This window comes from Clostridium tunisiense TJ (genome assembly GCF_000300195.1).
GTDB lineage: Bacteria > Bacillota > Clostridia > Clostridiales > Clostridiaceae > Clostridium_J > Clostridium_J tunisiense.
In genome coordinates, this window is the sequence record NZ_AMQH01000011.1 from 157,972 (window position 1) to 172,756 (window position 14,785).

At 31.8% G+C, this 14,785-nt stretch carries 18 protein-coding genes and 1 riboswitch; all 18 genes read right to left on the minus strand.

Translation table 11 applies throughout. The features are described from left to right. Window positions 1-156: 156 nt before the first annotated feature. The 18 genes from C661_RS0110745 to C661_RS0110830 all read right to left on the minus strand — a co-directional run bounded on the left by C661_RS0110745 (window position 157) and on the right by C661_RS0110830 (window position 14,702). A complete protein-coding gene (locus tag C661_RS0110745) occupies window positions 157-1,092 on the minus strand; it encodes an ABC transporter permease (RefSeq protein ID WP_017415318.1) in 936 nt (311 codons plus the stop codon). After that, window positions 1,092-2,183 carry an ABC transporter permease gene (locus C661_RS0110750; protein ID WP_017415319.1) on the minus strand — a complete coding sequence of 364 codons (1,092 nt, stop codon included), beginning with the start codon at window positions 2,181-2,183 and terminating at the stop codon, window positions 1,092-1,094. The genes C661_RS0110745 and C661_RS0110750 overlap by 1 nt, the downstream gene beginning before the upstream one ends. Further along, the gene (locus tag C661_RS0110755) at window positions 2,180-3,712 is read right to left on the minus strand and encodes an ABC transporter ATP-binding protein (RefSeq protein WP_017415320.1); all 1,533 of its coding nucleotides are present in this window, start codon (window positions 3,710-3,712) and stop codon (window positions 2,180-2,182) included. Before C661_RS0110755 ends, C661_RS0110750 begins: the two co-directional genes overlap by 4 nt. Before the next feature lie 18 nt (window positions 3,713-3,730). Beyond that, complete coding sequence (locus C661_RS0110760) at window positions 3,731-4,837, minus strand: BMP family ABC transporter substrate-binding protein (RefSeq protein ID WP_017415321.1); 1,107 nt, start codon at window positions 4,835-4,837, stop codon at window positions 3,731-3,733. Window positions 4,838-4,969: 132 nt separating this feature from the next. Continuing rightward, on the minus strand, window positions 4,970-5,539 hold the full coding sequence (locus tag C661_RS0110765; protein ID WP_026051018.1) for a xanthine phosphoribosyltransferase: 570 nt from the start codon (window positions 5,537-5,539) through the stop codon (window positions 4,970-4,972). Between the two features lie 156 nt (window positions 5,540-5,695). Beyond that, window positions 5,696-5,797: riboswitch (purine riboswitch) on the minus strand. A gap of 198 nt (window positions 5,798-5,995) precedes the next feature. Continuing rightward, window positions 5,996-6,742, minus strand: coding sequence for a hypothetical protein (locus C661_RS0110770; protein WP_017415323.1), 747 nt, complete (start codon window positions 6,740-6,742; stop codon window positions 5,996-5,998). Window positions 6,743-6,994: 252 nt separating this feature from the next. Further along, the gene (locus C661_RS0110775) at window positions 6,995-7,225 is read right to left on the minus strand and encodes a hypothetical protein (protein ID WP_017415324.1); all 231 of its coding nucleotides are present in this window, start codon (window positions 7,223-7,225) and stop codon (window positions 6,995-6,997) included. Between the two features lie 143 nt (window positions 7,226-7,368). Then, window positions 7,369-7,866: a GNAT family N-acetyltransferase gene (locus C661_RS21740; RefSeq protein ID WP_017415325.1), complete on the minus strand. Its 498-nt coding sequence runs from the start codon at window positions 7,864-7,866 to the stop codon at window positions 7,369-7,371. 32 nt (window positions 7,867-7,898) lie between these two features. Then, a complete protein-coding gene (locus C661_RS0110785) occupies window positions 7,899-8,393 on the minus strand; it encodes a GNAT family N-acetyltransferase (protein WP_017415326.1) in 495 nt (164 codons plus the stop codon). A gap of 73 nt (window positions 8,394-8,466) precedes the next feature. Beyond that, window positions 8,467-9,000: a GNAT family N-acetyltransferase gene (locus C661_RS0110790; protein ID WP_017415327.1), complete on the minus strand. Its 534-nt coding sequence runs from the start codon at window positions 8,998-9,000 to the stop codon at window positions 8,467-8,469. Between the two features lie 142 nt (window positions 9,001-9,142). After that, complete coding sequence (locus C661_RS0110795) at window positions 9,143-9,589, minus strand: GNAT family N-acetyltransferase (protein WP_017415328.1); 447 nt, start codon at window positions 9,587-9,589, stop codon at window positions 9,143-9,145. Between the two features lie 95 nt (window positions 9,590-9,684). Beyond that, window positions 9,685-10,575, minus strand: coding sequence for a class I SAM-dependent methyltransferase (locus tag C661_RS0110800; RefSeq protein WP_017415329.1), 891 nt, complete (start codon window positions 10,573-10,575; stop codon window positions 9,685-9,687). Between the two features lie 22 nt (window positions 10,576-10,597). Next, a complete protein-coding gene (locus tag C661_RS0110805; protein ID WP_017415330.1) occupies window positions 10,598-10,906 on the minus strand; it encodes a hypothetical protein in 309 nt (102 codons plus the stop codon). Between the two features lie 57 nt (window positions 10,907-10,963). After that, window positions 10,964-11,410, minus strand: a complete 447-nt coding sequence (locus tag C661_RS0110810) for a GNAT family N-acetyltransferase (RefSeq protein WP_017415331.1) — start codon at window positions 11,408-11,410, stop codon at window positions 10,964-10,966. 193 nt (window positions 11,411-11,603) lie between these two features. Beyond that, window positions 11,604-11,858, minus strand: a complete 255-nt coding sequence (locus C661_RS0110815) for a hypothetical protein (RefSeq protein WP_017415332.1) — start codon at window positions 11,856-11,858, stop codon at window positions 11,604-11,606. Between the two features lie 223 nt (window positions 11,859-12,081). After that, window positions 12,082-13,476, minus strand: a complete 1,395-nt coding sequence (locus C661_RS21745) for a M1 family metallopeptidase (RefSeq protein ID WP_083861660.1) — start codon at window positions 13,474-13,476, stop codon at window positions 12,082-12,084. Window positions 13,477-13,559: 83 nt separating this feature from the next. Beyond that, a complete protein-coding gene (locus C661_RS0110825) occupies window positions 13,560-14,051 on the minus strand; it encodes a DinB family protein (protein WP_017415334.1) in 492 nt (163 codons plus the stop codon). An 84-nt stretch (window positions 14,052-14,135) separates the two neighbouring features. Continuing rightward, the gene (locus tag C661_RS0110830; RefSeq protein ID WP_017415335.1) at window positions 14,136-14,702 is read right to left on the minus strand and encodes a hypothetical protein; all 567 of its coding nucleotides are present in this window, start codon (window positions 14,700-14,702) and stop codon (window positions 14,136-14,138) included. Window positions 14,703-14,785: the final 83 nt, after the last annotated feature.

A 14,785-nucleotide genomic window follows, 5' to 3' on the forward strand; every position in this document is an offset into this window, starting at 1 on the left:
AAATAAAAAGCCTGTGCTGCATAGCAACATGGCTTTTAAGTAATAAACTCATAGTTTTTTTCATTTTTCGTGATTATATGGATTTTGTGGTTACTAAACCCTTCAATATCCTACTGAGAATCCGAAGATTATTTTACCTTTTTAGAGCTTAATAATTTATCGTTCCTCTCTAAAATATGCTCCACCTAAAGCTTTAGGTCCACTATTTTTTCTACTCTTTTTAAGTGATGCAAACACTAATACCACTATTGTTACTAAATAAGGTAACATATCAATTAAGTATTGAGATATTTGTATACTAGTTCCTTGAAGTCTGAACCCGATTATTTCAAGACCTCCAAATAAAAATGCCCCTAGTAATGCTTTGTATGGGTTCCAAGTAGAGAAAATAACAAGAGCTATTGCTATCCAGCCTCTCCCAGCTGTTACTCCTTCTTGCCAGGTAGGCACATTAACTAAAGAAAGATATGCTCCACCAAGACCGCAAAGAGCTCCACCTACTATAACATGAACATACTTATATAAAGTTATATTTATACTTGCAGCATCTGCAGCAGCTGGATTTTCACCAACTGCCTTAAGATTTAACCCCTTAGAAGTGTTATACAAATATATTCCTAAAATCACTGTAAGAATGTATCCCATATAAACAAAGATATCTTGTTTAAAAAATATAGTACCTATAAATGGTATATCAGACAGTATTGGAATCTCTATTTTACTAAAAAAACGTTGTAGGTTTTCTGGCGCAACTTGCCCTACAAAACCCTTACCTACAAAGTTTGAAAATCCCGTTCCAAAGATAGTTAAGGTAAGTCCTGTAACTTCCTGATTAGTTCTTAAAGTAATAGTTAAAAAAGCATAAATAAATGCCCCCATTGCTCCTGCTGCCATAGCTGCAAGCAGTGCTAGCAAAGGGTTTCCAGTTTTTAATCCTGTGGTAAAGCCAATAATTGCACCCATTAGCATCATACCTTCAACACCAAGATTTAGATTCCCTGATTTTTCAGTAATTATCTCACCTAAGGTAGCAAAAAGAATTGGAGTTCCTGCAACAATGGCTGCTGCTAGAAAAAGTTCTAAACTAGACATTACATCTCCTCCTTTGTAACTTTAAGTGAATTAACCCTTGACTTCTCTTTTGAGAATACTACCTTATATTTTATAAAGAATTCGCATCCAAGTACAAAAAATAAAATCACGGACTGAATTATCAATGCAACAGCTTCAGGAATATTGAAGGCTGTTTGAATATAAGTGCCTCCCTCCACAAGGGCTGCAAATAGAATTGAAACTATAAGCGTAGCAAAAGCATTTAGCTGTGAAAGCCAGGCAATTATTATTGCAGTAAAGCCAACACCACCAGAAACCTGCATAGAAAGCGTATTGTACACAGCTGAAACCTGTATCATTCCAACTAGTCCACAAAGTCCACCACTTATAATCATTGCAGTAAGTATAGTTTTGTTAATATTAATTCCAGCATAAAGGGCTGTTTTTTCACTTTCCCCTAACACAGATATTTCGTAGCCCTTTTTTGTATGATTAATAAATATGTATATGATTATTACTAGTAATATTGCAAATATCCAACCTATATGGATTCCAAACACCTCAGGAAGCACCGCTGACTCCTTAAAATTCGGAATTTTAGGAAACCCTTTTGCACTAGGGTCTTTCCATGGTCCATATTGAAGAAAGGTTACTAACTTTAAAGCTATGTAATTCATCATTAAAGTAATAATGGTTTCATTTGTACCTAATTTTGTTTTTAGCATTGCAGGAATAATAGCCCAAAGAGCTCCACCTAAAATACCAGCTAAAATCATCATGGGTATTACTGCAAAGGCTGGAATACTTGTTAGTTTCAAAGCTACAAATGAAGAAGCAAGAGCTCCCATTAAAATTTGACCTTCTCCTCCTATATTCCAGAACCTCATTTTAAAAGCTACCGTAATTCCAAGGGAAGTGATTACCAAAGGAACCGCTTTAACAATTGTAGACTTAGTCTTATATAAAGATCCAAAAGCTCCTTTTAACATGGAACCATAAACCTCAAAGGGATTTAAGGATAGAAATAATAGAAATAAAGAGCAAACTATAAGTGCTAAAATAATTGCTGAGCTACGAATAATTATACTTTCTCTTCTTGTTATTTCACTTTTCTTTTTAAATCTTATCATGCTATTCCCTCCTCAGTCTGTGGTTTTGTTCCCCCTGCCATAAGCAAACCTATATCTTCCTTTACGCAAGTTTTAGGATCTACTATACCAGTGACAGTACCATCACAAATCACCATAATTCTGTCACAAAGCTGCATTAGTACATCTATATCTTCACCTATAAATAGTACTGATACCCCCTTAGCTCTCTGTTCATTAATTAAATCATAAATTGCATAACAAGTATTTATATCAAGACCTCTAACGGGATAAGCCATTATAAGTAAATGAGGGTTACAGTCTAGTTCTCTACCTAATAATATCTTTTGAATATTACCACCAGATAGATTTTTGATAGGATAATATATATTTGGTGTTTTTATATCTAGCTTGTGTTTTATTTCTTCAGCCTTGATTCTCACAGGCCCTCTGTTAATAAAAATACCTTTGTCCTTATAATATGCTTTTAACATAAGGTTTTCCACCATATCCATAGAAGCAACAAGGCCCATGCCAAGTCTATCTTCTGGAATAAAACTCATGGATATCCCTTTTGACATTATTTCTCTCGGACTTTTACCAGCTATATTTTCACCTTGAAATATTATTTCTCCATTATTTATCTTGCAGATTCCTGAAATTGCTTCGCATATTTCCTTTTGTCCACTACCTGCTATACCTGCAATACCTAGAACTTCTCCCTTATACATATCAAAACTTACCTTGTTTAAAGCATAATTTCCCTCATTATTACAAACCTTTAACTCTTTAACCTGAAGAATACTTTTTCCTATTTCACAGTGAGATTTTTTTATAGATAAATCCACACTTCTTCCAACCATAAGTTCCGCCAGTTCTCTTGGGTTTGTTGTATCTTTTTCTAAGGTTTTTATGGTTTCACCTTTTCTAAGTACAGTAATCCTATCTGCAATTTCCATAACCTCATCCATTTTGTGAGTTATAAAAACAATTGCACAGCCATTTTCCTTCATTTTCCTCATTATTTTGAAGAGCTTCTCTACATCTTGAGGTGTAAATACAGTGGTCGGCTCATCAAGAATTAGAATCTTTGCTCCTCTATATAAAACCTTTATTATCTCTAAGATTTGTCTTTCAGCCACAGACATATCATAGACCATTTTATCTAGATTTATATTTAGTTCATATTTTTCACAGATACTATTAATTTTTTCATCCGCAGCCTTTTTGCTTCTAAAAAAGGAAATTTTTTGTCCTAAAACAATATTATCTCTTGCACTCATAGCCTCAACTAGCTTAAAGTGCTGATAAATCATTCCGATACCAGCTTTTATAGAGTCTTTTGGAGAAGAAAAACTTACTTTCTTACCATGAACAAATATAGAACCCTTGTCAGGAGTATAAACCCCTGACAACATGTTCATAAGAGTACTTTTTCCTGCTCCATTTTCTCCTAGAAGAGCATGAACTTCACCTTCATACACTTGAAAACTAATATTTTTATTTGCTACTACACTTCCAAAAGACTTTGTTATATCTTCCATGGAAATAAAATGTACTCTTTTATTCATTAAAATCACCTATTCCAATTATTTTGCGCTAGGACTACCTTCAACACCTTGAACAAACCAATCCATGCTTAATTGTTCTTCATCCGTAAGAATTTTTCCAGCAGCTAGTCTTTCTTTTCCTGCTTGATCCTTTAATGGACCTACAAATACATTAAGTTTACCTGAAAGTATATCTGCCTTAGCAGCTTCAACCTTTTCCTTTGCTCCTTCTGGTGCATTAGCAGTTAGTGGAGCTAAAGCAACAACTCCATCTTTCATATTTCCCCAGTAGTTTTCTGCTTTCCAAGTTCCCTCTTTTATCTTCTTAACTTGATCTACGTAGTAAGGACCCCAGTTCCATACAGCAGAAGTCATATTTGCCTTTGGAGCTTTATCCGCCATATCTGAATGGTAACCAACAGCAAAGGCTCCCTTTTCTTCCGCTGCTTGTTGTACAGCTGGTGAATCCATGTGCTGAGTTAGAACATCTGCACCTTCATCTAATAATGCTAAAGCCGCTTGTTTTTCAATAGCAGGATCATACCAAGTGTGAGCCCACTTAACCACTACTTTTACATCTGGATTAACTGCTTGAGCTCCTAAAGTAAATGCATTAATACCTCTTATACACTCAGGTATTTCAAAAGCGGATACAAATCCAATTTTATTTGTTTTAGTCTTTAATCCTGCAACCATACCAGCAAGATATCTTGGCTCTTCTATTCTTCCAAAGTAATTTACAAAGTTTGTTGTATTTGACTTATAGCCTGAAGCATGAAAGAATTTAACATTTGGATATTCTTTAGCTGCTTCTTCTGTACCATCCATAAATCCAAAGCTTGTAGAGAAAATTACATTAGCTCCCTCATCTACCATACCATCTATTACTTTTCTTACCTCTGCCTTATCTTCCTTAACATTTTCCTTTGCAATTGTCTTTACATTCAACTGTTCTTCAAGATACTTTCTACCTTGATCATGTTGATAAGTGTATCCTCCATCTCCTGGAGGTCCAACATAAATAAAACCTACTTTTATCTCATCCTTGTTATTACTGCTTGTTTTTGCAGCCCCACTATTGCCACAGCCTGCAAATATTGCAGTAGCCATGAATAAAGACGTTACTAAAGAAATTACTTTTTTCATTTTTACACTCTCCTTATTTAACTAGTAATTAAATTTATAATGTTAACCACAAAGTCCTTAAATCCTTAGGCCTTGCATTACTATTTTATCTGTAGTTGAAGTTATAATATTAAACTTGAAAATTATGTACCTTTACTTAAACACTATATTTCCTTCACACATAGATTCAACTATGGCTAGTGATTCAACCTTTACTCCAGTTTCCTCTACCTTGCTTCTTCCATCTTGGAAGGCCTTTTCAATAACAATCCCTACACCTGTTGGATGTGCACCGGCTTGTTTTACTATATTAATAAGACCTTTAGAAGCATTTCCATTGGCCAAAAAATCATCTATAATTAGGACCTTGTCCTCTTTTTTCAGAAACTGTTTTGAAACCCTTATTTTGTAATTTTTATTCTTTGTAAAAGAATAAACATCTGATTCAAAGACCTCAGAATCCAGATTACTTGCCTCATGTTTTTTTGCAAAAACCACTGGAACCTTAAAATACTGTGCTGCTATGCAAGCAATACCTATGCCTGAAGCTTCAACTGTGAGGATTTTTGTTACTTCATCACTGCTAAATCTCCTTTTGAATTCTTTTCCAATTTCATTAAATAGCTCTACGTCAATTTGATGGTTTAGAAAACTGTCTACTTTTAGTACTTTAGTTCCAATTATAAAACCGTCTTTCACAATTCTTTCTTTTAAAAGTTTCATAACCATATCCTTTCTCCATTAAAAATGGTCAAAATAAAAACTCTCCAAATTGGTTTCCAATCTAGAGAGTTGAATACAAGTTAAGGCAATGAGAAAATATTAATATATAATATTCTCAAAATCCATGTTAAAAATGGAATTAGCGAAATTCTTACAATGCCTATGTATAACCCTCGTAGTCAGGCTGTTTGCGGCTGCCCGGTAGAAACGCTTGGACCATATTTCCAAACATATACGAAGTATAAATTTATTATTAAATTATATATTTACGAACATTCAACAAAATATTTTTCCTATTATTCGTAAACACCCTTTATTTATATATTATCTTATATTAAAACAGGATTAATTGCAATACTTTTCATAAATAAAAGCCATATTGATTAACTCAATATAGCAAATATTTAGCTTCTTATAAAAAAATATCCATTAAATTTCATCTTAACTAAAAACCACCTACCAATGCTCCGCAAAGAATATTATTTCACTTCTTTGTTTACTCACCGCAACTAAGCTTAACTTCCCATGATTCCAATCAAAGGGTTTATAGGGTTCACTAATAATTAGATAAATTGTAAAGTCTATGGGCAATTTATTATACCCAAAACTATCAAAGGATGCCATTTCTACTCCATTAATCTCAGCTTCTCTATGATTCGACTTTCCTATCCATTTTGCTCCTTGTGAGAATTCCTTAATATAATTTTCAATAGAGTTTGAATCTGTGGAAAACTTTAACTTATACCCCTCGCCTCCTTGCAAAAAACCAGGTTGATAATTAAAAATAGCATTCTTTGCATCAGTTGGTATTTTACTTGGGAAATGCTTTATCAGTTCGCTGTTTTCATAATCATTTAATTTCAAAACTCTATGATATCTACTTAAATCAGTTACTGTAGAAAGTGGTGCTGTAATAGCCATAAATATAAATGCAAAACACATTACAATTGGCATAATAACTGTTAATACACTTGTTAGAATAATCGCTGCTTTCCTTTTTAGCTTATCTTTTATAGTAAAAAAAGTAATTGCTCCAAAGGAAATAAAGGGTATAGCAAAGATTAACCCCGAAAAATAATAAGGCTCAATTGACCTTACAGTTACAAAAAAATATACACAAGTAAATAATACAAAGGTAATTAGTGTCATTACCGCTGGATATGGCGCCTTTTTAAAAGACGAAAATACTCTACTAAAATTCATAACAATTCTCCTAAATAATTAACATTTATTGTTTGTTATACAATTAATTATACACGCCTCTAGCATCATTTCAATGTTTTTTATTGATATGCAATAAATATTTTTCTTTTTACAACAAAAACCCTAGCTATGAAAAATAAGTTTTATAGCTAGAGTTCTTAGACTAAATATAAGAGATTACATATGAAATTAAATGTTTACTTCGCTGTGAGTGATTATATTCTAATAAAATTGTTCGGCTACTCTTTAATATTACCTTATAAAAATAACAACTATTTGCGTTAATAAGCATATTATCATTCCTACAATTCCCACAATAAGATATTTCTTTCTTATTGCTATATTTTTTTTAAATAGATATTCTTCATTAGTCAAACTCTTATGTTTCTTTGAGATTCTTACTAAATTAAGAAGTGCAAAGCATGTAATTATTATGCCTATTATCTGACAAAAAACAAATGCTCTCATAAAAATATGATCCATAATTTATCCTCCTAAAGAAAAACTTAATGTATCCTTAAATATTTTATTTTCACTAAACAGTCTTGCTACATATCGAGAGAATTTATATTTAACCACAATCTGAGTTGCATCTATTATCTTGTCCACTCAAACCTTACTTTTTACTATAAAACTAGTTCAAAGGATTTTTCTTTTTCATTTTTACTTACTTCTAAAAATCCCAAGGACACAAATAAATTTTCAGAACGGTTATTATATATATAAATTGATGGAACTTGAAGCCTTTTCAGTCCAATCTCTTTGGCTCTTTTAATAAGAGTACTTATAACCTTTTTACCTATTCCCTTTCCCCAGTAGGCTTCTTCACCAATTGCAATAGGCATATTTTCTTCAGACAAAGTTACATCGCCAATTGGCTTCCAAGTGTCATTTTCTAATACTTCAATAAAATATAGTTCTCCAACGTTGCTTAGATATGTATACATTCTCTTTATTATTTCCATGTCATAAACCTTATCGGTAACTCCTTCAGAATAGTACAGCACCTTTGGATTTCCATACCATGATAATGCAACTTTCCATTGATTCTTATTCGGAGTTCTTAATCTTAATTCCATATGTATCTCAATAATATCTGGTTGAGTAATTTCTTTAATCCCCATAAATTATCCCCTTTACTAAAAACTCTTTGACCTTACTCAATATTATACCTATAAACAAGTCCATCTTCTCCATGAGGATGCTGAAACTTTGAAAAATTTAACTTTTCGAATACCTTTCTAGACCTTATGTTGACCTTATATACTTCTGCAATTACAGCAGAAGCCTTTAAGTTATTTTTTGAGTATTCTATAAAACCTTTAGTTATTTCTTTTGCATACCCTTTGTCCCAATGAATCCTACTCAGCCTAAAACCAACTTCGTATTCCCCAACCTTATCTGTACTAACTATAAATGCCATGCCAATTTTAACTTTTCCTGTTTTGCTTTCTACACAAAAGGCTCCAGTGCCTGGATTAAAAGAGTACTTTTCTATCCATTTTCTAATTTCTTCTTGACATCTTTCATAGGACATTGAATCCCATCCATTAAATTTAATACATTCAAGATCATTATTGATATCATATATTAAATCAATGTCTTTATCAGTGAATTCTCTAATAACAAGTCTTTCTGTTTCTAAAATCATTTGAATCTCCCCCAAATCTCTACGAAACATTCTGGAATTATGCACTTTTCACTAGGCAATTTTATAAAATAAACTATATGAACTTGAAATCATTTTTACTCATTAAATATGATGGATGGTTCAGCCCTGTTGGTTGGTAAAACTCATCATGAGTATACTTAAATCCAAGTTTTTTAAGTAGCTTTTCTGATGCCTTATTATTGGGATTGTGCCCTGCAAAAAGTGAACTTACTTTAATGGTTTTAAAAGCATAATTCATAACTGCATAGCAAGCTTCTTCCGCTAGTCCAAGTCCCCAGTACTTTTCTTTTAAATGTATGCCCATTTCTAAAATGTTCATACTAAAATCGTAGGGTCTTAAACCACAACATCCAACAAATTCCTTTGTTTCTAGTAAATAAATTGGCCAATACTGAATTTCACTGTTTTCAAAGGTTTCTATTTCCTTCTTTAATCTTTGCTTTACTTCTTCCTCAGTCATATTTCCCTTAACAGTTATAAATTTTGTAACCTTAGGATTTCCCCAAAGTTCAGTAGCCTTTCCTATGTCATCTTCTCTCCATAATGAAAAGCCTAATCTTTCTGTTGTCTTAAAATACCCGTTCATTATAAATTTTCTCCTACCAAATATTTTATAAATTTAATTATAAAAATTATTTTATTTAGATAATATATTTGAATTTAAGAATAATTTTATTTATACTTAAAAGTATTTGTTATTTCTCTTTTAAAGTAATCATGATGCTGTATTACGAAATCACATATTGAAATATAGGCTTTCCGTTTTCATCCTTTTCATTGATATATTGAAATCCAATACTTTCATATAACTTACGAGCCACCTGATTTTCTTCAATTATACTTAGGTATACTACGTTTACTTCATATTTCTTTGAAACTATATCGATAAGTTTTACCATTGCAGCTTTACCAAAGCCTCTACCCTGATATTTTTCATCTATCATTATTCTATCAATCCAAGTATCCCTATTGGGTCCAAAAGATCCATACATGGCAAAGCCAACAACTTCCTCACCATTATACACGGCCACTGGCTGCCATTGACTATAAATACTTGCTTCTTCTAAACAATGATCCACAGTTTCAATAAACTTCTCCTGTCCATGCTTTAACTTTATATTTCTAACTTCGCTTTCATTAGTACTATCAATAGCTTTAAAATGTATATTTTTCATAGTATTTTCCCCCAATGTTCCCAATAGCTTCATAAGCTATACTTATATAGTTTTATAGTTTTTAGTTGTTTCTTCCTTGTCATGGAATGAACTTTCTACTTCCTACCATAAGATATCAGAATACATGGACTTTGAATAATATAAGCTTTATCCTTATTATTTATAACATAATCTCTTATTTTAACCTCACCCCTAACATAAGTTTCAGCTTCCGCTTCACTTAAGCCTCTACTTATAAGACTAGCTTTATATTCTACGACCTCATCTTCAGATAACTGTTTGTTCCATCCCCAAGCTGAAGTAACTGCAGTAAAATGCTTTTCATGTTCTTCTTTATCCCCAAAAGGGTTTATAAATTTAACCCTATCATTCATTCTAACTCCAACATTGTTTAATCCTAATTCTTGCATTAGTACAGGAATTTTAACTCCAATTCTATAGTCTCTTCCTCCGTTTTCTAATTCCTTCTTGTACATTTTACGATGTAAAGGTATCATGCCAAGTTCAGTATAATCTAATCCGCTAAAATACTGACCTGTCTTTTCAATTTCTAAATCGCCTTCCATACAAATCACAAGACCATCCTTTACAACTGATTGAACCATTTTTTCAAGAACACCTTTTGCATTAGGGATATGCCTTAAAACTGCTTGAGATATAGCTATATCATAACTTTCCCTTGCTACATATTCGTTTAAATCTGCCTTTATAAAATTAGTAACAAAGGTTGACTCTGCAAAAATCTTTCTTGCATCCTCTAACAGTGTCTCACTAATATCAACTCCAGTGTATGTGCTTCCCTCTGGTAACAGTGGCATTAGTAATAATCCAATATATCCAAAGCCACACCCAAAATCTATCACATTTACTGGTTTATTAATTTTCCAAACCTTTTCAACGAGAAATTCTATATAATCCTCATTACACCACCCAGTGCGGATAGCTTTTAAAAATTCTAATCTTCCATTCCAATATGCTTCTTTCATAACTTTTCCTCCATGTTTTACATTAATCGTAGTCAATATACCCTTTTCTTCTTGCTACTAAAGTTGAAATCCAATTTATTAGATGAAAGAGAATAGGCAGTAATAATATATTTGGAGTAACCAAGTTCGCTCTAGTTGCTATTGCTCCAACAATTATCATCCACAAGGAATTTAAAATAGAAAAATATAATTGTAGCTTAAAATACTTTTCATTATTTAAAACTATCATTCCACTTCTTTTATTGTAGATGGTTACTTTATTTCTAAATAGAAATGCATATACTAGATACACTACTCCAAAAATACTTATAAAAATATTATACTTACCCAAACTAATCCCTCCACACTATTTGTTGAGAATTTAATAGTATCAGTATATTTAAAGCTACTAAAGACTTATTACAAATCCTGTTTTCACATTTCTTTCAAATCCCACAGTTTCATAAAATCTTAATGTTTCCTCTCTCTTTGAGCCAGTTAAAAGCATTACCTTATAGCAGTTATTTTTCTTAGCAATATCAAGAGCTAAATTTAAAGCCTTAGTTGCATAGCCCCTTTTTCTATAGTTCAAATCTGTAACAACATTTTCTATCAATCCATAAGGCCTTAGATTTCTAGTAAGATTTTTTATAATTGCTATGTTACATGAAGAAACTATCTTCCCCTCTACTTCAGCCACAATATAATAAAGATTTGGATCTTTATAAATAGAGTCCCATATTTCTTTTAATTCACTATTATTACTAACCTCAGGATCATTTGGTTGCAGCTGCCTATAAAGTTTTAATATTTCTTTTAATTCTTCATATCTAGCTAAACGCATAACCTCACTCATGAAAAACCCCCATTAATATAGTTTAACTTTGAACTCAATTTCACACTATTTGTTTCCTTACTTTCAGTCTATGTTTTAAAATCTCGTTAAAAATATATAAATTTTAAGGTATATTATAAGGACTTACCTTAAATCACCTTGCAAGAAAGTTATCCTATAAATATTGCTTGGTTTAGTTCAACAAATTTCAACTTTACCATAAATCCCTATCCATATCGCTTCTTGTAAGTACCTCTTTATTTTCATAAGGATAACTACACAATACGCTATCTAAAAATTTAATTCCACAAAAGTATTTGCATATTGAGGTCCCTTTTATCGCACATTTATGTTCATTGGTTTTTTCAGCAACGTTCCAGGGACATTGAGTCTGTGCCCAATCAACACCCTCACTTGCCAAATCTATATCTAAATTTCCACCACTTAATGCTTTTACTCTATCATCCATATTCTCTTCCCCTTCTTTAATTCCCCATTACACGCATAAGAAACGTGCAATATACTACAAATTTTTAAAGCTTACTATGCTTCATAAGTACCGCTTGTATTTATATATTTATAACAAGAAATATTGTTATAAATAAAAGAATATAACAATATATAGTATTTATGCGGGTTTTAAGGCCTTTATGAATTCTTATGCACTTCTATAGTAACTCCTTTAATAAACCTCACTCTACACTTTTATAGTTATTAATCATATGTTTTACGTCAACATCACTATATAAAAACTCAGATGATTCTATTCCGTATATCCACTTTTTAAAGAACACACTTAAGTCAATGTTTGAAACTTCTTCAATTGCCTCCCTGAAGTCTTCAAAATCAACTTCTTTATCCCTAAACTTATTTAAGAAATTTCTTATAGCCTTGTAAAAAACTTCATCCCCTAAAATTTCATTAAGTAAATATAGTACCCATGGTCCTTTGGTGTAGCTATTATGACCTATTTCATATTTCCCATAGTTACATATAGGTGTACTAAAGTTAATTTTGTCTGCATTAACACTTTCAATAAATAAATTTCTATAGAGGTCCATTTTTGCAGTAAATTCTTTATACCGGTAAAATTTCTTAATTGCTAGTGCTTCAAAATATGAAGCAAAGGCCTCATCGAAAAATCTAGTTCTTTGTATATCATGTTTTGCTTTAACATTCCAAGCATGTCCAACTTCGTGATATAAATGAGTTAACTTTTTAGCATCCCCACTAAATCCATGCTCCTCCATTAAAATATAGTTATCTCCTGCTTGTGAACCATAAGATTCTTTTACCTCAATTACAGTAAAATGTTTACCCTCTTGAAAATCTCCAAACAAGTCTTCAAACAACTCAAACGTTCTTCTTATTTCCATTATTACAATATTTTCAGCATTTGCTTTATGTTCTGGAAATACAAATATTTTTAGGTTACTATCTTTGTCTTCTACAATTGAATAATCCGCAGCAGTAATATCAAATCTCCAGGTAGAGGAAACACTTGCATAGTTAAAGATGCTATAATCATTTGTTTCTGTAACATTTCTCAACACTCCCCCACATGCCACCTTATAGACCTTAGGAACCTTTACTAAGATGTTATAAGTAAATTTATTTTCATAACTCTTTAAAATACTTATAAAGCTTGGCTCTGCAATAATAGGATAAGCATGGCAATCAGGCCGAAGAATAGAAAACTCTTTATGAATTTTATCTTTTACGTATGCCATTACTTTTGAATATCCATTAAGACTTCCTTCATATTCAATTGATATATTTATTTGTTCATTAGGTTGCAAAGCTTCACTTAAACTTATAGTTATGTAATTTACTAGGTAATTTTCTTCGTCTTCTAATGAAACCTTTTCTTGTAAAAAAGCTAAACTTTCGTTTTCTGTATTCCTAATATTCTTTACATTTAAATCATGATATAACATTATACTTAATTTCTTAAAAGCTTCTTTTGTATCATTAAGTATAGTGATAGTTCCTTGTGAATTAAAGAAACCCTTTTCTGGTTCAACTTCAAAATGCAAATCATAGTTTGTAATTGTACATAATTCATAATCCCCTTGCAAAATTAACACCGTCCCAAATTAAATGCTAGTTTGCTATTTATCTTCATAAAGTTTATATCTATATTCATGGATTCTTATTGACTCTTTCATTGCTACTCCCCAAAATAATCGAGCCAATCAACAGCTTCCCTGTTATTCTCTCTCAAAATACTATTGCAGTGTCCGACATGATATTGTATATGTCTTATCTGCATGAAGATCACATCTAAATTTGTAATCTTATCATATAAAATGCAATTATCTCCCAGCCAAATATCATCCTTGTCCCCAAAGAAAACTTCAGCAGTTTCTTTCACAAAATTTTTATATTCCTTTATATCACTTCTAGTCAGCTGATTTTCAGGGTCGTTATCTAACTCTGGATAAACCTTCTTATCTGCAAATGCTTCTATAAAATTCTCATTTTTTGTTCTCAGCCAAAAGTTTATTCCTGTAAAGGCATGTAATAATTGTTGCCAAAAAACAAATCCACCCTTTTTCTCATTCCACAAGTCATCTGGACATTTTTCTATCATTTGTTCTAACATAGAAAATGATAAGTTAAACTGTTTTTTAGCTATATTAACCATAGTTTTACCCTGCATTTTTATACTCCTTACTTAAAACTTATTTTTATATTAATATCAAAACACTTTTCAAGAAAATCATATTACAAAAGATTTTAACCTTTAAAATTTCCAAAAATAAATTATTCTTGGCCCCTTAGACACTCTATCACCAGTCCTAGGTATTTTTATTACCTTCACTGGCTCTACATTTAAAGTCCAGTCCCCGATTATCTTCTCATCAATCATGTGGTGTTCTGGATAGTTTGCATTATCTTTTGGGCAATCCCACATATAAGGGAAACTTAAGATTGCCATTTTAGAAGTTCTCATAACTTCTTTAAATGCCTCCCTCTGCTTTCCACCTAAATGCTCCCATACCTGTAATGCAATGAATAAATCATATTCCTTATCCTCTATTGGCCATGGTGTTACCGTTGCATCATGCTCATACTGTTTTGCTACATACTTTTCTGGCCTTCCCCATACATCGTAATCTGGCTTAACCATAATGTCACAGTTTTTCACTATAGTTTGAACCGATGGTCCTAGTTCCAAAACCTTTTGTATATGGTTATTTTCCTTAATAATACCTATAACTTCGCTAAAATACGCCCATCTCCCTTCATAATAACTACCATGAGAACCCTTCAACAATTCCTGAAAATCAGAATAATTCATCAATTCCATACAATATACCCCCATACAAAATATTTCTCTTATTTGCTACTCTAAAAAAATTTATAGTAGATTACTCTATATAAAATTATCTT